The sequence below is a fragment of the Serratia rubidaea genome, from assembly GCF_016026735.1.
GTDB classification, from domain to species: domain Bacteria; phylum Pseudomonadota; class Gammaproteobacteria; order Enterobacterales; family Enterobacteriaceae; genus Serratia_B; species Serratia_B rubidaea.
The window spans coordinates 4,315,232-4,337,939 of the sequence record NZ_CP065640.1 but is presented as its reverse complement, the minus strand read 5'-3'; the positions used below and the strand labels follow the sequence as shown (position 1 = coordinate 4,337,939).

General features: G+C 59.3%; 24 protein-coding genes. 12 read left to right on the top strand and 12 right to left on the bottom strand.

Annotation, left to right across the window (positions count from 1 at the left end; translation table 11 throughout):
* Positions 1–32: 32 nt before the first annotated feature.
* From I6G83_RS20435 to I6G83_RS20420, 4 genes are all read right to left on the bottom strand, one after another.
* Positions 33–1,061 (bottom strand): fatty acid desaturase, encoded by a 1,029-nt coding sequence (locus I6G83_RS20435; RefSeq protein WP_054306223.1) that lies wholly within the window; start codon positions 1,059–1,061, stop codon positions 33–35.
* Between the two features lie 327 nt (positions 1,062–1,388).
* Positions 1,389–2,522, bottom strand: a complete 1,134-nt coding sequence (gene ampC / locus I6G83_RS20430; protein ID WP_072186118.1) for a class C beta-lactamase — start codon at positions 2,520–2,522, stop codon at positions 1,389–1,391.
* 157 nt (positions 2,523–2,679) lie between these two features.
* Complete coding sequence (locus I6G83_RS20425; protein WP_054306224.1) at positions 2,680–3,000, bottom strand: AzlD domain-containing protein; 321 nt, start codon at positions 2,998–3,000, stop codon at positions 2,680–2,682.
* Positions 3,000–3,668: an AzlC family ABC transporter permease gene (locus I6G83_RS20420; RefSeq protein WP_015672684.1), complete on the bottom strand. Its 669-nt coding sequence runs from the start codon at positions 3,666–3,668 to the stop codon at positions 3,000–3,002. Before I6G83_RS20420 ends, I6G83_RS20425 begins: the two co-directional genes overlap by 1 nt.
* Before the next feature lie 102 nt (positions 3,669–3,770).
* On the opposite strand from I6G83_RS20420, the gene I6G83_RS20415 reads away from it, so the two are divergent.
* Positions 3,771–4,319 carry a helix-turn-helix domain-containing protein gene (locus I6G83_RS20415; RefSeq protein WP_061323420.1) on the top strand — a complete coding sequence of 183 codons (549 nt, stop codon included), beginning with the start codon at positions 3,771–3,773 and terminating at the stop codon, positions 4,317–4,319.
* Positions 4,320–4,562: 243 nt separating this feature from the next.
* Positions 4,563–4,979, top strand: a complete 417-nt coding sequence (locus I6G83_RS20410) for a hypothetical protein (RefSeq protein ID WP_128144866.1) — start codon at positions 4,563–4,565, stop codon at positions 4,977–4,979.
* A 69-nt stretch (positions 4,980–5,048) separates the two neighbouring features.
* On the opposite strand, the gene I6G83_RS20405 is transcribed toward I6G83_RS20410, so the two are convergent.
* The 6 genes from I6G83_RS20405 to I6G83_RS20380 all read right to left on the bottom strand — a co-directional run bounded on the left by I6G83_RS20405 (position 5,049) and on the right by I6G83_RS20380 (position 10,768).
* Positions 5,049–5,888, bottom strand: coding sequence for an alpha/beta fold hydrolase (locus I6G83_RS20405; RefSeq protein WP_015672681.1), 840 nt, complete (start codon positions 5,886–5,888; stop codon positions 5,049–5,051).
* Positions 5,889–6,034: 146 nt separating this feature from the next.
* Positions 6,035–6,580, bottom strand: a complete 546-nt coding sequence (locus I6G83_RS20400) for a hypothetical protein (protein ID WP_054305868.1) — start codon at positions 6,578–6,580, stop codon at positions 6,035–6,037.
* 451 nt (positions 6,581–7,031) lie between these two features.
* Positions 7,032–7,748 (bottom strand): two-component system response regulator DcuR, encoded by a 717-nt coding sequence (dcuR, locus tag I6G83_RS20395; RefSeq protein WP_054305869.1) that lies wholly within the window; start codon positions 7,746–7,748, stop codon positions 7,032–7,034.
* Between the two features lie 3 nt (positions 7,749–7,751).
* Positions 7,752–9,353, bottom strand: coding sequence for a sensor histidine kinase (locus tag I6G83_RS20390; RefSeq protein ID WP_054305870.1), 1,602 nt, complete (start codon positions 9,351–9,353; stop codon positions 7,752–7,754).
* A gap of 125 nt (positions 9,354–9,478) precedes the next feature.
* Complete coding sequence (locus I6G83_RS20385; protein ID WP_054305871.1) at positions 9,479–10,321, bottom strand: class I fructose-bisphosphate aldolase; 843 nt, start codon at positions 10,319–10,321, stop codon at positions 9,479–9,481.
* A gap of 123 nt (positions 10,322–10,444) precedes the next feature.
* Entirely contained in the window at positions 10,445–10,768 is a 324-nt protein-coding gene (locus tag I6G83_RS20380; RefSeq protein WP_054305872.1) for a cupin domain-containing protein, read from the bottom strand.
* Positions 10,769–10,985: 217 nt separating this feature from the next.
* Between I6G83_RS20380 and I6G83_RS20375 the strand changes: the two genes are divergently transcribed.
* Complete coding sequence (locus I6G83_RS20375; RefSeq protein ID WP_015672675.1) at positions 10,986–11,528, top strand: hypothetical protein; 543 nt, start codon at positions 10,986–10,988, stop codon at positions 11,526–11,528.
* A 9-nt stretch (positions 11,529–11,537) separates the two neighbouring features.
* On the opposite strand, the gene I6G83_RS20370 is transcribed toward I6G83_RS20375, so the two are convergent.
* Complete coding sequence (locus I6G83_RS20370) at positions 11,538–12,347, bottom strand: DeoR family transcriptional regulator (protein ID WP_054305873.1); 810 nt, start codon at positions 12,345–12,347, stop codon at positions 11,538–11,540.
* A gap of 251 nt (positions 12,348–12,598) precedes the next feature.
* Here I6G83_RS20370 and kbaZ point away from each other — a divergent pair, with 251 nt between their 5' ends.
* The 8 genes from kbaZ (at position 12,599) to I6G83_RS20330 (ending at position 20,578) form a co-directional block, all read left to right on the top strand.
* Positions 12,599–13,894: a tagatose-bisphosphate aldolase subunit KbaZ gene (gene kbaZ / locus I6G83_RS20365; protein WP_054305874.1), complete on the top strand. Its 1,296-nt coding sequence runs from the start codon at positions 12,599–12,601 to the stop codon at positions 13,892–13,894.
* A 19-nt stretch (positions 13,895–13,913) separates the two neighbouring features.
* On the top strand, positions 13,914–14,387 hold the full coding sequence (gene agaV, locus I6G83_RS20360; RefSeq protein ID WP_015672672.1) for a PTS N-acetylgalactosamine transporter subunit IIB: 474 nt from the start codon (positions 13,914–13,916) through the stop codon (positions 14,385–14,387).
* A gap of 10 nt (positions 14,388–14,397) precedes the next feature.
* A complete protein-coding gene (gene agaW / locus I6G83_RS20355) occupies positions 14,398–15,177 on the top strand; it encodes a PTS N-acetylgalactosamine transporter subunit IIC (protein WP_054305875.1) in 780 nt (259 codons plus the stop codon).
* Positions 15,167–16,048, top strand: coding sequence for a PTS N-acetylgalactosamine transporter subunit IID (agaE, locus tag I6G83_RS20350; RefSeq protein WP_054305876.1), 882 nt, complete (start codon positions 15,167–15,169; stop codon positions 16,046–16,048). Before agaW ends, agaE begins: the two co-directional genes overlap by 11 nt.
* Before the next feature lie 16 nt (positions 16,049–16,064).
* Positions 16,065–16,499 (top strand): PTS galactosamine/N-acetylgalactosamine transporter subunit IIA, encoded by a 435-nt coding sequence (gene agaF / locus I6G83_RS20345; RefSeq protein WP_015672669.1) that lies wholly within the window; start codon positions 16,065–16,067, stop codon positions 16,497–16,499.
* 94 nt (positions 16,500–16,593) lie between these two features.
* Positions 16,594–17,748 (top strand): SIS domain-containing protein, encoded by a 1,155-nt coding sequence (locus I6G83_RS20340; protein WP_054305877.1) that lies wholly within the window; start codon positions 16,594–16,596, stop codon positions 17,746–17,748.
* A 9-nt stretch (positions 17,749–17,757) separates the two neighbouring features.
* Positions 17,758–18,636: a tagatose-bisphosphate aldolase subunit KbaY gene (gene kbaY, locus I6G83_RS20335; RefSeq protein ID WP_054305878.1), complete on the top strand. Its 879-nt coding sequence runs from the start codon at positions 17,758–17,760 to the stop codon at positions 18,634–18,636.
* A gap of 52 nt (positions 18,637–18,688) precedes the next feature.
* Entirely contained in the window at positions 18,689–20,578 is a 1,890-nt protein-coding gene (locus I6G83_RS20330) for an alpha-amylase family protein (RefSeq protein WP_054305879.1), read from the top strand.
* A gap of 60 nt (positions 20,579–20,638) precedes the next feature.
* On the opposite strand, the gene I6G83_RS20325 is transcribed toward I6G83_RS20330, so the two are convergent.
* Complete coding sequence (locus I6G83_RS20325; RefSeq protein WP_054305880.1) at positions 20,639–21,520, bottom strand: alpha/beta fold hydrolase; 882 nt, start codon at positions 21,518–21,520, stop codon at positions 20,639–20,641.
* Between the two features lie 270 nt (positions 21,521–21,790).
* Here I6G83_RS20325 and I6G83_RS20320 point away from each other — a divergent pair, with 270 nt between their 5' ends.
* Positions 21,791–22,372, top strand: a complete 582-nt coding sequence (locus I6G83_RS20320) for a CGNR zinc finger domain-containing protein (RefSeq protein WP_054305881.1) — start codon at positions 21,791–21,793, stop codon at positions 22,370–22,372.
* Positions 22,373–22,708: the final 336 nt, after the last annotated feature.

Below are 22,708 nucleotides of genomic sequence, written 5' to 3'. Positions count from 1 at the left end.
TACTCAGGCGGCGCCGGGCGTGCTGTTGTTGCTTAGCCGCTACTCTTCCAGCGGTTGGCCCTGCTGAAGGAGCCATAGTCGTTAAACCTGACGCCCATCTCTCTCATCACGCGGTGCGCTTTTGCGGCGGTCAGCTGCCGGATATAGAAGGGTTCATTAACCACGAAGTGGTGAATACTGTGCGTACTGCCGAAATTAAAGCAGAACAGCTGCAGCGGCCATAGCCACCAAGGGTTCATCACCTGCGTTTGCTGCAGGAGATTGTTGTGCTCTACGTCGCCATGATAATGCATATTTGAACTGACGAAGTGCAGGCAAAAACTCCAGAGAATATTGGGGCCGATCAGCACCACCACCAACATATCAAGATCGCCGATCAGCGCCTGCGCACCGGCGGACCAGGCAATCGGCATGCCGAGCAGCGCGGCGGCCACGTCCACGCCGTGTACCAGCAGAAACAGATACCACAGCCCCCAGGTCAGCATGGCAACGGGGAAGAACGCCTTGATCCCGGTCATCACCATCCCCAGACGGTCGCCTTTATCCTTGTCCTGCCAGGCGACGACGGCCATCGCCACCATCAGATCCGCCGTCATCAGCAGCCGCAGCACTCCCCAGCGGGTGCCGTTACTGAGCGCGCGCTCTTCAATATCCAGCTCTGAACCGGAATACTGATGATGTTTAAGGTGCAGCGTTTTGCGCGCCCACGGGTTAGCGCTGCTCGGCCTGACGATCCACACCAAGGCCATCATCAGGTGGTACATAAAGCGGTTTTTTTTAAAGTAGAGGCTATGGATTAAATCGTGTTCTATCTCATGGGCTAAAGAGAGACACAGCGCATTCAGGATCAGACATAGCCACCAGGGAATCTGCTGATTGAGGTAGAGCGCCGAGACGACGACCATGGAAAACAGCGCGAAGAGCAAGATGCCAAGGCCAATGGCGTTCTGATATTTCAACACGGGGAAACGCTGCTTAACGTCGCTGCCTGCCGCGATAATGTTTTTGCGGATATATTTTACCCGCTCGGGCAGGCTGAGCGGCTGGGGTTCATCGACCATTGATACGTCCTCGCTATCCGGTTAACTGCTGTCGAGTGCTCTTCAGGCTCCCTGAGCGGTTGTCTCCGGCCACGTCAGCCAGGATGAATTCCATGCAATAAAGAAGGTAGAAATAATTAGCAAATTATCAAGCATCACTTAAGTTTTGGTGCGGGCGATAGATTTGCTCAGGAATGATTTATCTGCTGATTATTCAGTGAATAACCTCTGGCGTTTCCCGTATTTGATTCTGCTGTTTCGGATTTTTGCGCAGGGAAAACTATCGCGAAGTGAATGGAATTAAAGGGGGAGAATAGGGGGCAGAAGCCCCCTAAGAGAAGACGGCGGTTAGTGCGCCAGGCTTTGGACGATCTGGTAAACCGCCTTTACGCGCTCATCGTTAGGGAAGTTTTTATTCGCCAGCATCACGACGGCGGTTTTTTGCGCGGGGATAAATACCGCGTAGGTGGCAAAGCCGTTAGTCGAGCCGGTTTTGTTGTACCAGGCCTGCTGCTGAGGAGCCTGCGGCGGGGTTATCGCCTGCGCCGGCGTGCCATCCATGATCACCTTCACATCGTTGCCTGCCAGCAACGTTTCCAGCTTCACCGGATACGGGTAGCTTTCCCACATCAGATCCTGGGTAAACTCGCTGGCGCGGTAGTAGCCGCGATGAACGCCATCCAGCGCCTGTTGCCAGTCGGGCGTCACCTTGACCAGCCCCATATTGGCGTTCAGGTAACGGATCAGATCGCTGCTGCTGGACTTCAGGCCGTAAGATTCAGCGTCCAGCGGGCCGGGGGTAACGCGCACCGGTTTATCCTCTTTATTATAGCCCTGCGCATAATCTTGCTGGGCGGCCGGCGGCACATTGACGTAGCTGTGCGTCATTCCCAGCGCCGGCAGCAGGCGCTGCTCCATGGCGGTGGCAAACGGCTGCTCCAGGCTGTTGGCGGTAATCATGCCCAGCAGGCCGATGCCGAGGTTGGAGTACACCCGGTAGCTGCCGATCGGGTGCGACGGCTGCCACTGGCGGTAATAGTCCATCAGCTGCCGTTCATTGGTGACCTCATCCGGGACAAACAGCGGCAGGCCGGAGGTGTGGGTCGCCAGGTTCAGCAGGCTGACGCGGTCGAAGGCGCTGCCGCGCAGCTGCGGCAGGTAATGGCTGGCCGGCTGCGCCCAGTCAATCTTGCCGGTGTGCTGCGCGTAGGCGGCCAGCGTGGCGGTAAAGGTTTTACTCAGCGAGCCGATCTCAAACAGCGTGTCCTGCGTAACCGGCTGTTTGCTCTGTTTGGAGGCCACGCCATAGTTATAAAACTGCGGTTTGCCGTCGACGGAAACGGCGAGGGTCATGCCCGGCACCGCATACTTTTCCATTAACGGCTGTACGATCTTGTCGATGTCCGTCTTATCGACGGCGTGGCTGAATGCCGGCAGCAGGGCCAGGCACAGGGGAAGCAGGGTAAGCGTTTTTTTCAGCATAATTAAAGGTAACCGAGGCGATGCATCAGATGTCTGGGAATGCCGAACCCGCAGGTTCGGCGCCGATCGTTAATGCGCAAATTTTCCTGTTGCGCTGAAACTACATCATAGAACAGTTGCGTATCGTTATTATCATTAATTATGCGAATAATCTTGATCAGGGCAGGCCCAGCCAGCGCAGCAGCGCGGTCACCGCAGCGGCGGCGATCAGCACGATAATCAGCGGCACCTTACGCCAGGTGAGCAGCAGGCCGGTCAGGACGCCGACCACCCGCGCCGCGCCGGCGAAATGTTGGTCCTCGAACAGCGTGGCGATAACCGCGACCGCCAGCAGCAGCGTGGTGGCGGCATCCGCCAGCAGATCGCGGGTGGTGGTGGAAAAGGACATCTTCCGGCCGAGCATCGCGCCGCTCAGGCGCAGCAGATAGGTGCCGGCGGCCAGGATAATCATACCGATAACCACGGATTGCAGTGACATTAACGCGTCCTCTTTCTGATCAGCAGGCCCAGCAGGGCAAACAGCACCGGCATGCCAATGGGCGCCCAGGGCACGGCCGCCAGCGCAAACGCGGTGCCGGAGGCGGCGGAAAGCAGGGTGCGGCGGTTTTTCAACGCCGAAACGATCAGCGCCAGGAGAATCGTCGGGAAAACGGCGTCCAGACCAATACTGTGCACGTCCGGGATCAGGTTGCCGATGGAACCGCCGATAATCACCCCCAGCGGCCAGCACAGCGCAATGCCGAGGCCGCACAGCCAGTAAGCCGCCTTGCGCGCCGCCAGCGTCGATTGTGATACGCCGAACACCACGCTTTCATCATTCATAATGTGGCAGCCGAGAAAGCGCGCCGGGCCGTGGCCGATTAAATCCTTCACCGCCATGCCGAAGGGCATATGGCGCGCGTTGACCAGCAGCCCGGCGGTGGCGGCGGCAAATGGGCTGCCGCCGCCGGCGACAATGCCGATAAACAGAAACTCGGACGCGCCGGCCAGCACCAATACTGACAGCCCCAGCGGCACCCATAACGGGAAACCGTAGCCGATGGCCAGCGATCCGTAAGAAACGCCCACGATGCCATCGGCCAGGCAGACCAGCACGATGCCTTTGACCACATTACCGTTTAGCGCGCCAAAGCGGTTGAGCCTCATCTCCATTACCTTATAACGAACGAAAGTTCTGTTATAATGAACAACGCCAAGCCGTTTTACAAGTCGAACGATCGTTCGTTATAAGGAAAGAGTGACGTATTTATGACGCAACCGATAGCCATTATTGCCGAGGCGCTGATGCGTGAACGCCAGCGCGCGGGGCTTTCTCTGGCGGAGGTCGCCCGGCGCGCGGGCATTGCCAAATCCACGCTGTCGCAGCTGGAGGCGGCGAACGGCAATCCCAGCCTGGAAACGCTGTGGGCGCTGTGCGTTGCCCTGGATATTCCGTTTGCCAGGCTGATGGAGCCGCAGCAAAACAGTACGCAGGTGATTCGCCGCGGCGAAGGGCCGACGGTGGTGGCGGAAATGGCTAACTATACCGCCGCGCTGCTGGCGACCTGCCCGCCGGGCGCGCGGCGCGATATTTATCTGCTGACCACCCAGCCCGGCGCCGATCGTATTTCACAGCCGCATTCCCCCGGTTCGGTGGAGCACATTATTATTACCCAGGGGCGGGCGCTGGTCGGGCTGACGGAAGCGCCGGTCGAACTGTATGCCGGCGACTATATCTGCTACCCCGGCGACAGGCCGCATATCTTCCAGGCGCTGGAGCCGGATACGCTGGCGGTGCTGGTTTCGGAGCAGAACTGAGCCGCTGACGCCGCTTATGCGCCAGCTTTATTAACTATTGTAATCAGCGTAATTACTTTCATTCTCATTTAGCCGTCACTTATAATCCGTGCGCCTGCCGTTTTTATAGCCATTAATAAGAATGCTAATTAATTTTGTCCCGCGTTTGCGACGTTCAGCGTTGCGGCGGTTGGGGCGGGGGATCCTGGCGGCAGGCATCCCCGGCAGGGCATTCGCATAAACAGGGATTTCAGGAGAATGTTGATGAAACGGAGCGTACCGCTATTGATGGCGGTGTTGATGGGCGCGGCGTCTGCGGCGTCGGGCGCCGCCTTTGATTTACAATACCACCCGCCGGCAGCGGCCGAGCAGAAACCGGCCGATACGCCGCCGTCCCATCAATCCGCGCCGCGCCACCAGATATGGAATGCGGAAAAACTGGCGCAGGACAATCAGCGGGCGGAGAGCCGGGAACAGGCCGAGGCGTTGGCGGACTATCAGCGCCAGCGGCAACGCACGCAGATGCTGGGGGAGCAGCGGGGCGGACGGCATCCGCACAGCACGCGCCCGGCGGCCAGAGACTATCAGGTCAACTGTATGCCACCGGCGTATCGCGGCAGTCTGAAGTGGGATGACGAAGGGCGCGAGCCCAGCCTGTGCGGGAGCATTAACTGGGATTAACGCGGAGAGTAAACAACAAAAGGCCGGACGCTGTTAACGTCCGGCCCTTACGCGTACGGCACCACCTTTTCAGGAGGCCATCGCTTCTTCAACAAACAGAAAACCGTTCATCACGTCGTTGAAATAATCGGCCGCAAAGCGGCTTTCCATATAAATAAAGTGGCCAGCCTGCGGTACGGTAATAAATTCGCAGTTATTGATATAGTTACTGAGTTCCTTAATATCTTGCGCTGTAGTGTATTCGTCCTGCTCGCCGTTGATGAACAGTATCGGCGTATCGATTTGCCGGAAGGTATCGATATAGTCCGCCTGATTAAATTCGGTAATTTGCGCGACGTGGTAACGCACCTGTTTTTGCGCTGATTCGTCAAACTGTCTCAAGTGTTCGTAGTTCACCTGCTTCAACAGATTCGGCAGATATTTGCCAACCTCGGTATTGAGCAGCATCGCCGCTTCATCGCCTTTGCCTTCATCCAGTAATTTCTTGCCCTGACTGACGTAGTAATTCATCGCGTCGTTCACCTTGGTGGAGAACGAGGCCACCACGGCTTTGCGGATGGAGCGAGGGCGGGAGGAGAGCGCCATCAATGCTGCCAGTCCGCCCCAGGAGATGGAGAGCAGATAAGACGGTTCATAATGGTTAATCAAACTCTGCAGAATGAAAACCTCATCGGTTTTCGACAGCGGTTTGGTTAAATCATTATGCTCACGGGACTGACCGAGGAACGGCAGATCGAAGAGAATGACGTTAACCCGGTTCTTGAAGTTACGTACGCAGCTGCGAAAAGCCAGCGTGGTTGAAAAAGATCCATTAACGCAAATGACGGAATCCGTGACGCCTGGATAAATATATCGCTCTACATAGACCTGCCAGTCACCGACGCGAACAATTTCTGTTTCTGGTTTCATTTCCCACCCCCATGAATAACAATAAAATGATGCCAGCCACTCAGCGTGGCGCAGCAAGCCCTGGAGAATATTTGAAAATCATTGCGTTCCGGTTATTTTGTGTCTGCGGCCAGTGCGGCCGCAGAGCGATATTATGAGTCCGGAGATTACGCTGCGTGGTGTACGGCAGCGTCAGCAGCGTCAGTTACGCCGTTAACTTCTACAGCAGCTGGGGTAGCAGCAGCGGCAACGTCGCCACCGGTGTGTTCCAGTGCAGAGATCAGCGCGTCGGTCGCGTCGGTTGCGCCATCGGTTACGCCGTCGGTGACATGGTCAACCACTTTACCGACGTCGCCGCCCAGGTCGCTGATTTTATCCAGCACGCCGCTGACAAAATCAGTCACATTGCCGGCCAGGTCGCCAACGGTGCCAGCCACATCACCCACCAGGCCCAGCAGAGAGCCTGCTACGCCGGAAAGCAGGCCGCCAACGCTGCCGGCTACGCCGCTAATCACACCCCACAGGCCGCCGCTGCCTGAAGTCACAGCGTCAACGACGCCGCCGATAGCGCCGGTGGCGTTGTCAACGGTAGAGTCGACCAGATCGCCAACGGTGCCAGACACGCCGCCAACCAGGTCGCCGGCGGTGCCGGTAACAGAACCAACCAGATCGCTTGCGGTGTCAGCGACGTCTTTCACGATATTATCAGCCATAAATCCTCCTAAAAACCTTGCAGGGTTTTGCATTAACAGGGTAAGCATCCAAGCGAGAGTTATTCATCCGTTCGCCTATAAAGTTAGAACCAGATCACGTCGATGATCAAAGTTTAATTAAGTATTAAACCCATGTTAAAAAGTTATAAATCGTGTATTTTTTTATAAATCTAATAAATATCAATTAATTGGATTTCTGGTTTGCTCATCGGAGAAGTAAAATTTTTAGGAATAATTCTATTCACACAGTTTTATTACTGTTGTTTTATTAATTAATTGTGACGCAAATATTACCTTAGCAAGATGTTTTGAAATTGTTAGGAAAACTTACGTTTTTCGCTAAACTTTGCTGGCTTTATGCACCGCCGGCGCAACAAGCGTCTGCAGCCGGCGACGGGGAGGACGGGAAAGCGCGCACGGCGGGTGCCGGTGCGCAAAGTGGTGAAGGGGGTTAGCGGCAGTACGATTGCAGCAGGTTCAGCGCATCGGCATTGAGCTGATAGAGATACACCGGCCGGCCGGTGGCGCCGTACATGATGCGGGTGCTGAGGATTTCGCTGTCGGCCAGATAAATTAAATATTTACGGCACGATACCCGCGAGATGCCGATGGCGTTAGCCAGATTATCGGTGGAGAACTCCTCGTCGTGCTGCTGTTCAATCCATTCACAAACCGTGCGTAGCGTCATGCTGGTCAGCCCTTTCGGCAGCTTCTTGTTTTCATTGCCGTTCGGCTGGCGGCGCAGCAGGTTATCCACGTCGGACTGCGCGCAGAAGGTGCGCTGCGCCAGCAGCTGCGACTGCTGCTGATAGTGGCTCAACGCCTGTTTGAAGCGGGTGAACTGAAACGGTTTGATCAGATAGTCCACCACGCCGTAATGCAGCGCCTTTTGCACCGTATTGACGTCGCTGGCGGAGGAGATAACGATCACGTCGGTCTGCTCGCCTAGCTCACGCAGCGCCGGCAGCAGGTCCAAACCGTTCTCCTGCTTCATATAAATATCCAGCAGCACCAGATCGATCCTGGCGCCGCCGTCGGTAAGCAGGGCATGCGCCTGCGCCAGCGTCGCCACCGTGGCCTGGCAGTGAAAGCCCTTGACCTGGCTCAGGTAATATTTATTGAGTTCCGCCACCATCGGATCGTCATCGACAATCAATACGTTAATCATGTTTTAGCTCTTGGCCTGATAGGGAATATGCACATAGAACTGGGTCAGTTCACCCGGTTCAGAGTCAAAATCAATACTGCCGCCCAGCTTTTGCAGGTGGCTGAGAATTAATGCCAGGCCGATGCCGCGTCCCGACCCTTTGGTTGAAAATCCCTGTTCAAAAATGCGCGAGCCGATGATCGGATCGATGCCTGGACCGTCGTCACTGACGATACAGTGTAAATGATTATCATTGTGATGGAAGCTCAGGGTGATTTCATGTCCCTCTTCGCCGTCGATGGCCTCAATGGCGTTTTCGATTAAATTACCCAGCACGCTGATCAATACGTGGGTGGTTTCCGCATCTGCGGTTTCCGGCAGCAGGCTGTCTTCGTCAATCACCAGATCGATGCCGGCCTCCTGCGCGCGGTTGATTTTGGCGATAAAAAAGCCGGCGACTTCGGGTGATTTTACCCGCCGCAGCAGGGTGCCGATCTCTTCCTGATAGGTGCTGGCGGTATTGATCACGTAGTTTTCCAACTGCTGATAGGCCTTCATATGCAGCATGCCGAGGATCACGTGCAGCTTGTTCATAAACTCGTGCGACTGCACCCGCAGCGCGTCGGCGTACTGCGTCATGCCGCTGAGGCGCTGCAGCAGTTGGCTGACCTCGGTTTTATCGCGGAAGGTCGCAATGGCGCCCACCACCTGACCCTGAACGATCACCGGCACGGTATTCACCAGCAGTTCACTGCCGTTGAACGCGATCTGCCGGTCGCGCCGCGGCTTGCCGTTCTCCAGCACCTCCGCCAGATGCAGCTGCGCCGGCCAGTGTTTGCTGGCGGCGTCGAGCAGCAGGTTTTCAAACGGCCCGCTCTGGCGCAGCAGCCGTTTCGCCTCATCATTGACGATGCTGATGCGTGATTGATTATCGACGGCAATCACGCCTTCTTTAATCGACTGCAGCATCGCATTGCGCTGTTCAAACAGGTTGGAGATTTCGTAAGGCTCAAAGCCGAGCATAATGCGTTTCAACGCTTTTACCAGGCAGAACGTACCCAGTGAACCGACCAGCGCGGCGAAGGCCAGCGTCCAGTAGATAATCCAGCGGCTCTCGTCGATAACGCGCTCGACGGTGTCCAGCGCGATGCCCAGCGCCACGACGCCGATCTGCCGGTGCCGGGCATCATAAACCGGCACAAATACCCGCAGCGCCGGGGCCAATGCGCCGCGGTTGATGGCGCTGTTCAGCTGGCCGCGCAGCGCCGGCGCCAGATCGTTGCCGATAAAATGATGGCCGATCAGCTCCGGCTTGGGATGCGAATAGCGGATGCCGTCCATATCCAGCACCACCACGAACAGCAGTTCGTTATGCTGGCGCACCTGCTCGGCGAAGCGTTGAATGGCGCCGTCCTGCCGCCGGCTTTGTAGCCCGTCGACGATGGTGTCGGACAGCGCCAGCGTTTCGGCGATGGCCATGGCCTTGCGCTGCAGCTGGCTTTGCCCTTCATGGTTCATCTGAACAAAAAACAGGGCGTACACCACCATCAGCACCGAGGCGATAATGGCGGACACCATCAGCGTGACCGAGGTGCTGAGCTTCAGCGGAAGCCTTGGCTGGGACATGAGAATTCTCCGGAGCAGGTTGCGACGCGCTATTCTAACGGGGAAAGGGGACGGGCGCAGTTACCGGCTGCAGATTTCCACGGCCGGCGGCGGGTACGGCGTTATTTTTACGCTATGACGCCGGGTTATGACTGCTGGTAAAGCGCCAGCGCCTGCTCACCGTCGGCGCCCTGATGCACGATCGCCATCAACGCGCGCACCACCTGCGCCGGGTTATCGTGTTGATAAACGTTGCGGCCGTACACCATGCCGCTGGCGCCCTGCGCCATCAGCGCGGCAGACTTGTCCAGCACCGCGCGCAGCTCGCCCTTGCCGCCGCCGCGCACCAGCGTCGGGCAGCGGGCCGCTTCGACGACGCGGTGAAAATCTTCCACCCGCTCGGTCGGGTCGGCCTTGATGATATCGGCGCCCAGCTCACGCGCCAGACGCACCAGCGGCACCATCTTTTCCACGTCGCCGATTGAGCCGTAGGCGGCGCCCTGGCCGGCCGGCGCCATAACCAGCGGTTCGACCATCAGCGGCATGGCGTAGCGCTCACAGGCGTGACGCAAACGACCGATGTTCTCCACGCACTGGCGGAAAATGCCGGGTTCATCCGGGATCATGTACAGATTGACCACCACCGCGGCGGCGTCCATCTGCAGGGCGGCGAGGATCGGCTGCTCCGGGTTATGCAGTACCGCCCACATTTCGCGGTGGCGGGCGGCGTTATAGGCATTGCCGACGTCGGTGCGCATCACCAGCGCCGGTTTATCGCGCTGCGGGGCGTTTTGCAGCAGATCGGCCTGGCCGTAATTGACCTGAATGGCGTCCGGCCGGGCGGCGATCAGGCTGTGCATCACCCGTTCGATATTCTCCAGGCCGGACAAGAAATCCGGCTCATTGGCGATGCCGTGATCGATCGCCACATCCAGACATTTGCCCTGATTAAACAGCCGGTTCATCCTCGCCTTATTGCTGATTTGCATCTCCAGTCTCCGTCTGATTGGTCGTCTACACAGTATTGGCGAGGATAGGTCGTACGGAACGAATAATCGTGTAAATTGCGCTGCTGCTCGCAATTTTTAGCCGGGCCGGGGGGAGAGGGGCGCTCAGGTCAGAAAATCCTCCCGCTGCGGAGTAAAGGTATCCAGCAGTACGCCGGCCTCCAGGCAGACGCAGCCGTGCACCACGTGGGGACGTTTATATAGCGTATCGCCGGCGCTGACCTGATGCGTCTCATCGCCGATGGTAAACGCGAAGCGGCCGGACAACACGTAGGTCAGTTGCTCATGAGGATGGCTGTGCAACGGCCCGACAGCGCCGGTGAGGAAGTGTACTTCGACGGCCATCATGCCGCCGCCGTGCGCCAGAATGCGGCGCGATACGCCATCCCCCAGCGTTTCCAGCCGGGTATTCTGCTTAAATACGAACATTGATGCTCCTGATAACGAATGAGACCGGATGGGGTTAAATTAAAACGTTGTTTTAATTTTAGCAAGGGTGCGCGTCGCCGGCGGAACGTGGAATATTGAACCAACCGACAACCGCCGGTGCGTTGACAGTTGCGCGCGCGGACCCGGCGACAGTATGCTAAACCCTGCGGCACCCACGGGTGCGCTCGACTATCGCCAGGAAATAAGGGAATCCGCTATGCAAGTTACACGTCGGTTATTGCCACTGATGCTGCTTATACCGCTGTCGGCGCCGTTATTGGCGATGGCGCAGCAGACGCCGCCGGACAAGGGCCGTTCCGCGTCTTTGGCGCCGATCCCCAGCCAGCTGCTCGGCCAGTGGCGCGTGACAAAAACATTGCCGACGCAGGCCGACGCCTGCTGGGATCGGCAGCAGATCGACAGCGTGCTGAATACGCAAATCAGCTACCAGCGAGACGGTTTTAGCTGGAATAACCAGCAGCGGCGCAGTTTGGGCGTGGTAAGCAGTACGGTTGAGGAGCAGGAGTTTGTCGAGGACAACTCGGAGGCCGACTCTGATACGCCGGCCGTTGATTTCGCCATGCTCGGCATTATCGCGCCGGCGGTAGAGCGGATCGCCATCATGCATACCGCGAAAGACTCGGCCGCCAATACGCCGGATGCCGACGAGTTCCCCGGGGCGACGGTGCTGATCAAAAATCCGGATACGCTGATTTTCTCCCTGTGCAACGTGTACTTTGAGGCCCAGCGTCAGCGCTAAAGGCTGGCGTTACACTGTCACTCTAACCACGTCGATCCCGCTCTTTTGCAGCCCGTTAAGGCAGTCTGCGGGAATGCCCTCATCGGTGATGATGGTGTCGATACGCTGGGTATCGATAATTTTATGCAGGCTGGAACGGTTGAACTTGCTGGAGTCGGTCACCACGATAATCCGCTCTGCCACTTCGCACATCCGGCGGTTCAGCCGCGCTTCATCCTCATTGTGCGTGCTGATGCCGCGCTCCGGGTCAATGGCGTCAACGCCGAGAAACAGCATATCGAAGTGATAATTCTGCAGCGCCTGTTCCGCCTGATCGCCGTAAAAAGAGAGCGACTGGCGGCGCAGATGGCCGCCGGTCATTAACAGCTCCACGCCTTCCGCCTCCAGCAGCGCATTGCCGACGTTCATGCCGTTGGTCATGGCGATCACCGCCTGGTGGTGGCGCATCAGCCGGGCTATCTCGTAGGTGGTGGTGCCGGAATCGAGAATCACCCGGCTGCCGGGCAGGATCATCTCGGCCGCAACCCGGGCGATAGCCTGTTTTAACGCCATATTCAGCGAACTTTTCGCTTCTACGCTGGGCTCCGCGGCGGGCGACGCGCCGTCGCAGATCAGCGCGCCGCCGTAGGCGCGTACGGCGATGCCCTGTTTTTCCAGGAACGCCAGATCGTTGCGGATCGTCACCGTGGAGACGCCAAACCAGGCGGAAAGATCGTTAACCTGCACGCTTCCTTGCTGCCGCAACCGCTGAATGATCTGTTCACGCCGTTCGCTGGTGCCGGTGACGCGCTTGTCAGCGGAAAAGTCGCTGCTGCTCATAAGAGCTCCTTTCATTAAGTCTTTCGTTTCATTTCGATTCGTCTATTAACTCCTTTCCTTTGACAGAATGCAAGCGTAAAAACGCCGTCGTCAGTGCGCTGGCTCACGTCTGCTTCCTTTCGTTGGCTTTCTTTTGTGAAACGGATCGGAAAATTAATATCTTTCGTTTTGTTTTTTAAAATCTCTGCAGCAGGATGAAAGAAACGAAACGAAAATATGTTGCCGTGCATCGGCCGGACGGGGGGAGGAAAGTGAAACAGCTTACAGAGATGGTTATCAGGCATAAGCAGGGGCAGGAGAACGGTATCTACGCCGTGTGCTCCGCGCACCCGTTGGTGCTGGAGGCGGCGCTGCGCTACGCCCGGCGGCAGCAGACGCCTTTGCTGATTGAGGCGACGTCCAACCAGGTCGACCAGTTCGGCGGCTATACCGGCATGACGCCGGCGGATTTTCGCGGTTTTGTCTGTCAGCTGGCGCAGCGGCTGGATTTTCCCTCGTCGCAGCTGATCTTCGGCGGCGATCACCTCGGCCCCAACCGCTGGCAGAACCAGCCTGCCGAACAGGCGATGGCGCAGGCGGAAACGCTGATTGAAAGCTACGTCGCCGCCGGTTTTAAAAAGATTCACCTCGATTGCAGCATGTCCTGCGCGGATGACCCGCAGCCGCTGAGCGATGCGATCGTCGCCGAACGCGCCGCGCGGCTGGCGCAGGTGGCCGAACGCACCTGCCGCGCGCAGTTCGGCGTCGCCGATTTGGTGTATGTGATCGGCACCGAGGTGCCGGTTCCCGGCGGCGCCCATGAGGCCCTGACGACGCTGGCGGTCACCGCCCCAGAGGCCGCGCGGGCGACGCTGGCCGCGCACCGTCAGGCATTTGAGCGGCAGGGGCTGGATGACGTCTGGCCGCGCATTATCGCGCTGGTGGTGCAGCCCGGCGTCGAGTTCGACCATACGCAGGTGATTGACTACCAGCCGCAGCAGGCCGTGGCGCTCAGCGCTATGGTGGCGTCCTGCGATACGCTGGTGTTTGAAGCCCACTCCACCGATTACCAGACGCCGCAGGCGCTGCGCCAGCTGGTGAAGGACCACTTCGCTATCCTGAAAGTCGGTCCGGCGCTGACCTTCGCCCTGCGCGAGGCGCTGTTTGCGCTGGCGGCGGTGGAGCAGGAGCTGCTGCCGACGCATGCCTGTTCCGGTCTGCGGCAGGTGCTGGAACAGGTGATGTGCGAGCGGCCGGAGTACTGGCGCAGCCACTACCATGGCGATGAGTCCGCCCGCCGGCTGGCGCGCGGCTACAGCTACTCCGACCGTATCCGCTACTACTGGCCGGACGAACAGATCGAACGGGCGTTTACCCAACTGCTGCATAACCTGGCGGAGACGACGATCCCGCTGCCGCTGCTCAGCCAGTATTTACCGCTGCAGTATCCCAGGGTGCGGGCGGGGACGCTGGCCGCCGCGCCGCGAGCGCTGATTATCGACCATATCCAGCACGTTCTGGGCCAGTATCACACCGCCTGTCAGGGCGAGGCCCGGCATCACGCATAACAACAACGAGGAAAACGCTATGCCGAACATTGTATTAAGCCGCATCGACGAACGCCTGATTCACGGGCAGGTAGGCGTGCAGTGGGTCGGGTTCGCCGGGGCGAATCTGGTGCTGGTGGCCAACGATGAGGCGGCCGCGGACCCGGTGCAGCAGAACCTGATGGAGATGGTGTTGGCGGAGGGCATTGCGGTGCGCTTCTGGCCGTTGCAGAAGGTGATCGACAATATTCACCGCGCCGCCGATCGGCAAAAAATCCTGCTGGTGTGCAAAACGCCGGCGGATTTTCTCACGCTGGTGCAGGGCGGGGTGCCGGTAACGCGTATCAACGTCGGCAATATGCACTACGTCGAGGGCAAACGGCAAATTGCCAAAACGGTCTCCGTCGACGCCGGCGATATCGCCGCGTTTCACGGCCTGCAAGACGCCGGCGTGGCGTGCTTTGTACAGGGCGTACCGACGGAGCCGGCGTTGGATCTGTTCAAACAACTGTGAGGAATAGGCGATGGAAATCAGTCTGTTGCAGGCCTGTGCGCTGGGCGTTCTCGCCTTTATCGCCGGCCTGGATATGTTTGACGGCTTAACCCATATGCACCGTCCGGTGGTGCTCGGCCCGCTGGTGGGGCTGATCCTCGGCGATCTGCATACCGGCATTCTGACCGGCGGCACGCTGGAGCTGGTGTGGATGGGGCTGGCGCCGCTGGCGGGGGCGCAGCCGCCCAACGTAATTATCGGCACCATCGTCGGCACCACCTTCGCCATTACCACCGGGGTAAAGCCGGACGTGGCGGTCGGCGTCGCGGTGCCGTTTGCCGTGGCGGTGCAGATGGGGATTACCTTCCTGTTCTCGGTGATGTCCGGCGTGATGTCCCGCTGCGACAGGATGGCGGCCAACGCCGACACCCGGGGCATTGAGCGGGTGAACTATCTGGCGATGCTGACGCTGGGGTGTTTCTACTTTCTGTGCGCCTTTCTGCCGATTTACTTCGGCGCGGAACATGCCAAAACCGCGATCGACGTGCTGCCGGCGCGGCTGATTGACGGCCTCGGCGTGGCGGGCGGCATGATGCCGGCCATCGGCTTCGCCGTGCTGCTGAAGATCATGATGAAAAACGTCTATATCCCCTATTTTATCATCGGCTTTGTGGCGGCGGCCTGGCTGAAGCTGCCGGTGCTGGCGATTGCCGCGGCGGCGCTGGCGATGGCGCTGATCGACCTGTACCGCAAAGGCCCTGAAGCCAACACGCCGGACCCACGGCAGGAGGAGTTCGAAGATGGTATCTGACCAACGCACGCTGCCGAACAATGTCTCTGGCGGTGAAGAGACGCTGCTGTCCGGCGCCAATGAGAATGTGTACGAAGACCAGCGCGTCGGCGCGGAACTGAGCCGCAAGGACATCAACCGCGTCGCCTGGCGTTCCATGCTGCTGCAGGCTTCGTTCAACTATGAGCGCATGCAGGCCTCCGGCTGGCTGTACGGGCTGCTGCCGGCGCTGAAAAAAATCCATACCAACCCACGCGATCTGGCGCGGGCGATGAAGGGGCATATGGGGTTCTTTAACACCCACCCGTTTCTGGTGACCTTCGTCATCGGCATTATTCTGGCGATGGAGCGCTCCAAGCAGGACGTCAACAGCATTCAGAGCACCAAAATCGCCGTCGGCGCGCCGCTGGGCGGCATTGGCGACGCCATGTTCTGGCTGACGCTGCTGCCTATTTGCGGCGGTATCGGCGCCAGCCTGGCGCTACAGGGGTCGATCCTCGGCGCGGTGATCTTCCTGCTGCTGTTTAACGTGGTGCACCTGGGGCTGCGTTTTGGTCTGGCCCACTATGCCTACCGCATGGGCGTGGCGGCGATTCCGCTGCTGAAAGCCAATACCAGGCGGGTCGGCCATGCGGCGTCGATCGTCGGCATGACGGTGATTGGCGCGCTGGTGGCGACCTACGTGCGCTTGGCGACGACGCTGGAGATCACCGCCGGCGATGCGGTGGTCAAGCTGCAGAGCGACGTGATTGACAAGCTGATGCCGGCCTTCCTGCCGCTGGCGTACACCTTGCTGATGTACTACCTGGTGCGGCGCGGCTGGAGCCCGCTGCGGCTGATCGCGATGACCGTGGTGCTGGCGATAGCCGGCAAATTTGCTCACTTTTTGTAAGCCGGAGGCGTTGACGATGATAGGCATTATTCTTTGCGGCCACGGCGGTTTCGCCAGCGGGCTGGCGCGGGCGATGACGCAGATCCTGGGCGAACAGCCGCAGTTTATGGCGATCGACTTTACCGAAAGCGCCAGCACGGCGCAGCTGACCGCCGAGCTGGAGCAGGCGGTGGCGGCGCTTGATGCGCAGGAAGAGCTGGTGTTTCTGACCGATCTCTTGGGGGGCACGCCGTTTCGCGTTGCGTCGACGCTGGCGATGCAACGGCCGGGGCGGGAAGTGATTACCGGCACCAATCTGCAGCTGCTGCTGGAGATGGTGCTGGAGCGGGAGGGGCTGAGCAGCGAGGCGTTCCGCCGGCAGGCGCTGGAGTGCGGACGGCGCGGGCTGACCAGCCTGGCGGATGAGCTGGGCCGCTGTCGGGCGGAAAAACCGTTGGAAGAGGGCATCTGACCCTCGCGTCCGCCCGCTGACACCAAACCATACGCAAGGCCGCCGCGCGATTGCCAGCGGCCGATGCTGACGTTACACGACTAAGGATTGAGCTATGCCACACACCGAGATTTTCTCCACCGCGACGCCGGACAGCTGGACAGAGGCCGAAATCCGTCAGCAGCCCGCCAGCTGGCTGCGGGCGCTGGAGAGGCTGGACGACCTGCGCCGGCCGCTTGAACAGTTTCTTGCGCCGCTGCTGCTTGACGGCGATTTACGCATTGTGCTGACCGGCGCCGGCACCTCGGCGTTTATCGGCGAGATTATCGCCCCCTGGCTGGCGCGCCATACGGGCAAGAATTTCAGCGCGCTGCCCACCACCGACTTGGTCACCAACCCGCAGGACTACCTGAACGCCGCCCATCCGCTGCTGCTGGTCTCCTTTGGCCGTTCCGGCAACAGCCCGGAAAGCCTGGCGGCGGTTGAGCTGGCCAATCAGCTGGTGCCGGAATGCCATCACCTGGTGATTACCTGCAATGAGGGCGGCAGACTGTACCAGAACGCGCGTGACGACGGCAACGCTTTGGCGCTGCTGATGCCGGCGGAAACGCACGATCGCGGCTTTGCCATGACCAGCAGCATCACCACCATGATGCTCAGCTGTCTGGCGGCGTTTGCGCCGACGGTATTCAATGCCCGCCGGTTCGGCGACGTGGCCGAGCGTTGCCAGCGCATTCTGGCGTCGCTGGGGGATTTCCGCACCGGCGTGTTCGGCAACCAGCCGTGGCAACGCGTCGCCTACCTCGGCAGCGGCGGCCTGCAGGGGGCGGCGCGCGAGGCCGCGCTGAAAGTGCTGGAGCTGACCGCCGGCCGGCTGGCGGCGTTTTATGATTCGCCGGCCGGCTTCCGCCACGGCCCGAAATCGCTGGTGGATGACAAGACGCTGGTGGTGGTGTTTATTTCCGGCCATCCCTATACGCGCCGTTACGATTTGGATCTGCTGGCCGAGCTGCGCCGCGAAAAACAGGCGCAGCGCGTGGTGGCGATTGCGGCGCAGCCGGATGCGGTGATCGAACAGGGGCCGCATATTCTGCTGCCGCCGGCGCGCGAGTTTAACGACGTGGAGCTGGCGTTCTGCTTCCTGATGTACGCGCAGGTGTTTGCACTGAGCGAATCGCTGAAGGCGGGCATCACGCCGGATACGCCTTCCGCCAGCGGTGCGGTCAACCGGGTGGTGCAGGGCGTGGTTATTCATGCATGGCAAGCGTAGGGGAACATCATGAGCATTATTTCCACCAAGTATCTGTTGCTGGACGCGCAGGCTCGCGGCTATGCGGTGCCGGCGTTCAATATCCACAATGCCGAAACCATTCAGGCGATTCTTGAGGTGTGCGCCGAGCTGCGTTCACCGGTGATCCTGGCGGGTACGCCCGGCACCTTCAAGCATATCGCCTTTGAGGAGATCTACGCGCTGTGCAGCGCCTATTCCGCCAGCTATCGGATGCCGCTGGCGCTGCACCTTGACCACCATGAATCGCTGGATGATATCCGCCGCAAGGTGCAGGCCGGGGTGCGCAGCGCAATGATCGACGGCAGCCATTTGCCGTTTGACGATAACGTCCGGCTGGTGGCATCGGTGGTGGAGTATTGTCATCGCCACGACTGTAGCGTGGAGGCCGAGCTGGGCCGGCTGGGCGGCGTGGAGGACGATATGGCCACCGATGACGAACAGGCGTTTATGACCGATCCGCAGGAGGCGCGCCGCTTTGTAACGCAGACCGGCGTCGACAGCCTGGCCGTCGCCATCGGTACCGCGCACGGCCTGTATACCCAGCGGCCGAAGATTGATTTTCAGCGCTTGGCGGCCATTCGCGATGTGGTCAGCGTGCCGCTGGTGCTGCACGGTGCCAGCGATGTGCCGGACGAGTTCGTCCGCCGGGCGATCGCCCTCGGCGTCTGCAAGGTCAACGTGGCCACCGAGCTGAAGATCGCCTTCGCCGGCGCGGTGAAGCAGTGGTTTGCCGACCATCCGCAGGGCAACGATCCCCGTTACTACCTGCGCGTGGGCATGGATGCGATGAAAGAAGTGGTCAGAAATAAAATCAGTCTGTGCGGCTCGGCGGGAAAAATCGGCGCGGAACCGGCGCTGACGGCGTAACGCCGCCTGGTGATTAGCGCAGTCTTCAATAACAACAATAAGGATCTCTGGTATGAAGAAAGTCTTCCGCGTGGCGCTGTTGACGCTGCTGGTGGCCAACGGTGCGGCCGCCGCGCAGTACGCGCTCGATAATGAAAATATTGCCGTGACCTTTAACCAGGATAAGTCGGCGCTGACGATCAAGGATAAGGCCGACGGGGGGCAGCTGGCGCCGCAGGAGCTGTTTTTTCTGACGCTGCCTGATGAGACGGTGATTCACGCCGCAGATTTCACGCTGCAGAGCGTCAGCCAACAAGGGGAGGCGATAACGCTCACCTATACGCGCCCTGACTTTAACGTCAGCGTGACGCTCAACACGCTGCACGGCAAGTATGCGCGCATCGATTACAAGATTAGCGCGCAAAAGCAGGCGCGCCGGGTGGCGAAGATTACCTTCTTCCCGACGAAGAAGCAGGCGCAGGCCCCTTATGTTGACGGTGCGATCAATAGCTCACCAATTATTGCCGACTCGTTCTTTATTATTCCGGAAAAGCCGATCGTCAATACCTACGCCTACGAGGCCACCACCAACCTGAACGTGGAGCTGGCGACGCCGATTGAGCCGGAAGCGCCGGTCAGCTACCGGATCTATTTCGGCACCTTTCCGCAGCCCGGCCAGCTGCGCCGCAGCGTGAACCAGTTTATCAATGCGGTGCGCGCGCGGCCGTATCAGCCTTATCTGCACTACAACAGCTGGATGGATATCGGCTTCTTCACCACCTATACCGAGCAGGACGTGCTGAAACGCATGGACGAGTGGGATAAGGCCTTTATCAGCGGCCGCGGGGTGAAGCTGGATGCGTTCTTGCTGGATGACGGCTGGGATGACCGCAGCGGACGCTGGCTGTTCGGCCCGGCGTTCCGTGACGGTTTTGGCGCGGTGCGGGACAAGGCGGCCAGCGTGCACAGTTCGGTCGGCCTGTGGCTGTCGCCGTGGGGCGGCTATAACAAACCGCGCGATATTCGCGTTTCCCACGCTAAAGAGTACGGTTTTGAAACCGTTGACGGCAAGCTGGCGCTGTCCGGCCCGAACTACTTTAAAAACTTCAATCAGCAGATCGTCAAGCTGATCAAGAACGAGCATATCACCTCGTTCAAGCTGGACGGCATGGGCAACGCCAACGCGCACCTTGCCGGCAGCCCGTTTGCCTCGGATTTTGACGCCTCGATCGCGCTGCTGGACAACATGCGCGCCGCCAACCCGCAGCAGTTTATCAACCTGACCACCGGCACCAACGCCAGCCCGTCCTGGCTGTTCTATGCCGACTCTATCTGGCGGCAGGGCGATGATATCAATCTGTACGGCAAAGGATCGCCGGTGCAGCGCTGGATGACCTACCGCGATGCGGAAACCTACCGCTCTATCGTCAGGAAAGGGCCGCTGTTTCCGCTGAACTCGCTGATGTATCACGGCATTATCAGCGCGGAAAATGCCTACTACGGCCTGGAGAAAGTACAGAGCGACGCTGACTTTGACGATCAAGCATGGAGCTTCTTCGCCACCGGCACGCAGCTGCAGGAGCTGTATATCACCCCGTCGATGCTGAACGATCACAAGTGGGATACCCTGGCGCAGGCGGCGAAGTGGTCGCGGGATAATGCGGCGGTGCTGGTCGATACCCACTGGATCGGCGGCGATCCGACGCTGCTGGAGGTGTACGGCTGGGCGTCGTGGCAGCCGGAGAAGGGGATTTTCGGGCTGCGCAATCCGCTGGATAAACCGCAGACCTATTACCTGGATCTGAGTAAAGCGTTCGAAATCCCGCAGGGCGTCGGTGACCGCTTTAGCCTGAAGCCGGTTTACGGCAGCAACGCCACCTTCCCGCAGGCGTATCAGCAGGCGTTGGTGGTTACCCTGCAGCCGCTGGAAACGCTGGTGTTTGAGGCGACGCCGGTGAAATAGCCGCGGTGCAACGCCGGGCAACACCCATCCACGCCTCGGCGTGGATGGGTTGCTATTGGTTCAGGCCGGCTCGCCGCCAATCACCTGGCGGATACGTTGGGCGATATGTGCCACGTGGGTTTCCAGCGCAAAGTGGCCGGTATCGAGCAGCTCGACGACGGCGTGCGGATTGTCGCGCCTGAAGGCTTCCGCACCCGGCGGAATGAAAAAGGGATCGTTCTTGCCCCAGATAATCAACGTCGGCAGCTGGGTTTGGCGGAAAAACGCCTGAAAGTCGGGGTAGCGCTTCAGGTTGTTGGCGTAGTCGAGAAACAGATCCAGCTGGATGTCCTTGTTGCCGGGGCGCTCCAGCAGCAGGGCATCCAGGTGCCAGGTTTCGGGTGCGACGCGTTCCGGGTCTGACACCCCATGCAGATATTGCCAGCGAATGCCCGCCAGATTCAGCACCGCGTCGTTAACCGCCCGGCGGTTCTCGGCGGAGGCGTCCTGCCAGTAGGCGCGGATTGGCGCCCAGGCGTCGCCAAGCCCTTCCAGATAGGCGTTGCCGTTTTGCGAGATAAACCCGGTCACCCGCTCGGGGTGATTGAGCGCCAGCCGCAAACCGGCCGGCGCGCCGTAGTCGAAGACGTACAGCGCGTAGCTTTCCAGCCCCAGAGCCTCGACAAACTGCGTGAGGGTCTGGCCCAGTGCGTCAAAACTGTAGCGGTATTGGCGTTCCGCGGGGATTTCGCTGAAGCCGAAGCCGGGCAGGTCCGGCGCCACCAGGTGGAACTTATCCGCCAGCAGTGGGATCAGCTCGCGGAACTGGTGAGATGAACTGGCAAAACCGTGCACCAGCAGCAGGGTCGGGTTTTGCGGCTCACCGGCTTCACGGTAGAAAACGCGTACGCCGTCGGCATCGGCGTACTGATAGCGTACGGGGAAATGGCGGTTCATGGTCATAATGCGGCTCCCGATGTAACTGTTAAATATGTTTTTAGTGGTTACTTGCGGGGTTTAGTATGGTGCTATTTTGTAACCTGTCAAATGTATTTTTAACGGTTACCATGGCGGTGTTGGCCGATGGAATACGAGGAGTGGCAGAGATATCTTTTTTATTCATTGGGTTAGCGGCATAGGAATAGCGCTTACCTTCACACAACAATGTCGTAACTGTTAATTTATTATTTTATGGGTTACTTTATCTGGCATTGATATACGTTGGAGACGTCGATGTCCGCTCATTCCCATAGCGTTGAAGGTCCGCTGTTTGTCGCCGACCATGGCGCGCTTGATTTCTTGAATACGCTGGCGCAGCTGAACGGGCAGCCTTATGATTTTTGGCAGTCCGATGATGATGTCCGCCACTGGCTGGAACAGGCCGGTTTGGCCGCTGCGCCGGACGCGCCGGCATCGACCGACGGCGAGCTGCTGCATGAGGCGCGCCGGCTGCGGGAGGCGATAAGAATCCTGGTTAAACAGAAAAAGGCCGGAGAAACGCCGGACCCTGCGGTGCTGAACCGCTATCTGAGCGCCGCCGTCAGCCATCAGCAACTGGTGGCGGATCGACAAGGCGGGCTGAGTATTAAACGCATCTATGACGGTAAAACGCCGACGCGGCTGCTGGCGCCGGTGGCGGAACTGGCGGCGTCGCTGCTGGCCGATGCGCATTTTGATTTGGTGCGTGAATGCGAGCACCCCGACTGCACGCTGTGGTTTTATGATCGCACCAAATCGCATCGCCGCCGCTGGTGCAGCATGGCGCTGTGCGGCAACCGCGCGAAGGTCGCCAGATTTCGTCAGCAGAGGCAGTAAACCGCCGCCGCACGGTTTGCCCGCTGGGTGATAAAACCGTATCGCTTTACGGCTGACGCTTGTCCATCGGCACCGGCTGATTCTCCCGCTTTCCATCTCCGTTTTCCGCTTTATTTCAGTCCGTGGCTCACACCGGGTGGGCCACATCCGGCGTCGCTAATGGTGAATTCTTTTCAGCACCACATTGAGTTGGACGCTATTAATTATTCGTCTAATCTTTGTAAGGATTAACACCCTTATTCATTTCTGTAGCTATTCTGATACACGCCTCCTAAACCCGCAGAGCGGGGGGAGCCACTTTCTGAGCCTGCAAGCTGAACGGCTGTCGTTGTGAGC

Coding starts and splice junctions, on each gene's coding strand:
- I6G83_RS20370 (WP_054305873.1), bottom strand. CDS start 12,347: ATGAGCAGCAGCGACTTTTCCGCTGACAAGCGCGTCACCGGCACCAGC.
- agaF (WP_015672669.1), top strand. CDS start 16,065: ATGATAGGCATTATTCTTTGCGGCCACGGCGGTTTCGCCAGCGGGCTG.
- I6G83_RS20410 (WP_128144866.1), top strand. CDS start 4,563: ATGAAACGGAGCGTACCGCTATTGATGGCGGTGTTGATGGGCGCGGCG.
- I6G83_RS20415 (WP_061323420.1), top strand. CDS start 3,771: ATGACGCAACCGATAGCCATTATTGCCGAGGCGCTGATGCGTGAACGC.
- I6G83_RS20425 (WP_054306224.1), bottom strand. CDS start 3,000: ATGTCACTGCAATCCGTGGTTATCGGTATGATTATCCTGGCCGCCGGC.
- kbaY (WP_054305878.1), top strand. CDS start 17,758: ATGAGCATTATTTCCACCAAGTATCTGTTGCTGGACGCGCAGGCTCGC.
- I6G83_RS20375 (WP_015672675.1), top strand. CDS start 10,986: ATGCAAGTTACACGTCGGTTATTGCCACTGATGCTGCTTATACCGCTG.
- agaW (WP_054305875.1), top strand. CDS start 14,398: ATGGAAATCAGTCTGTTGCAGGCCTGTGCGCTGGGCGTTCTCGCCTTT.
- I6G83_RS20325 (WP_054305880.1), bottom strand. CDS start 21,520: ATGACCATGAACCGCCATTTCCCCGTACGCTATCAGTACGCCGATGCC.
- I6G83_RS20330 (WP_054305879.1), top strand. CDS start 18,689: ATGAAGAAAGTCTTCCGCGTGGCGCTGTTGACGCTGCTGGTGGCCAAC.
- ampC (WP_072186118.1), bottom strand. CDS start 2,522: ATGCTGAAAAAAACGCTTACCCTGCTTCCCCTGTGCCTGGCCCTGCTG.
- I6G83_RS20435 (WP_054306223.1), bottom strand. CDS start 1,061: ATGGTCGATGAACCCCAGCCGCTCAGCCTGCCCGAGCGGGTAAAATAT.
- I6G83_RS20420 (WP_015672684.1), bottom strand. CDS start 3,668: ATGAGGCTCAACCGCTTTGGCGCGCTAAACGGTAATGTGGTCAAAGGC.
- I6G83_RS20385 (WP_054305871.1), bottom strand. CDS start 10,321: ATGCAAATCAGCAATAAGGCGAGGATGAACCGGCTGTTTAATCAGGGC.
- dcuR (WP_054305869.1), bottom strand. CDS start 7,748: ATGATTAACGTATTGATTGTCGATGACGATCCGATGGTGGCGGAACTC.
- I6G83_RS20320 (WP_054305881.1), top strand. CDS start 21,791: ATGTCCGCTCATTCCCATAGCGTTGAAGGTCCGCTGTTTGTCGCCGAC.
- I6G83_RS20390 (WP_054305870.1), bottom strand. CDS start 9,353: ATGTCCCAGCCAAGGCTTCCGCTGAAGCTCAGCACCTCGGTCACGCTG.
- I6G83_RS20400 (WP_054305868.1), bottom strand. CDS start 6,580: ATGGCTGATAATATCGTGAAAGACGTCGCTGACACCGCAAGCGATCTG.
- I6G83_RS20405 (WP_015672681.1), bottom strand. CDS start 5,888: ATGAAACCAGAAACAGAAATTGTTCGCGTCGGTGACTGGCAGGTCTAT.
- agaV (WP_015672672.1), top strand. CDS start 13,914: ATGCCGAACATTGTATTAAGCCGCATCGACGAACGCCTGATTCACGGG.
- I6G83_RS20380 (WP_054305872.1), bottom strand. CDS start 10,768: ATGTTCGTATTTAAGCAGAATACCCGGCTGGAAACGCTGGGGGATGGC.
- agaE (WP_054305876.1), top strand. CDS start 15,167: ATGGTATCTGACCAACGCACGCTGCCGAACAATGTCTCTGGCGGTGAA.
- I6G83_RS20340 (WP_054305877.1), top strand. CDS start 16,594: ATGCCACACACCGAGATTTTCTCCACCGCGACGCCGGACAGCTGGACA.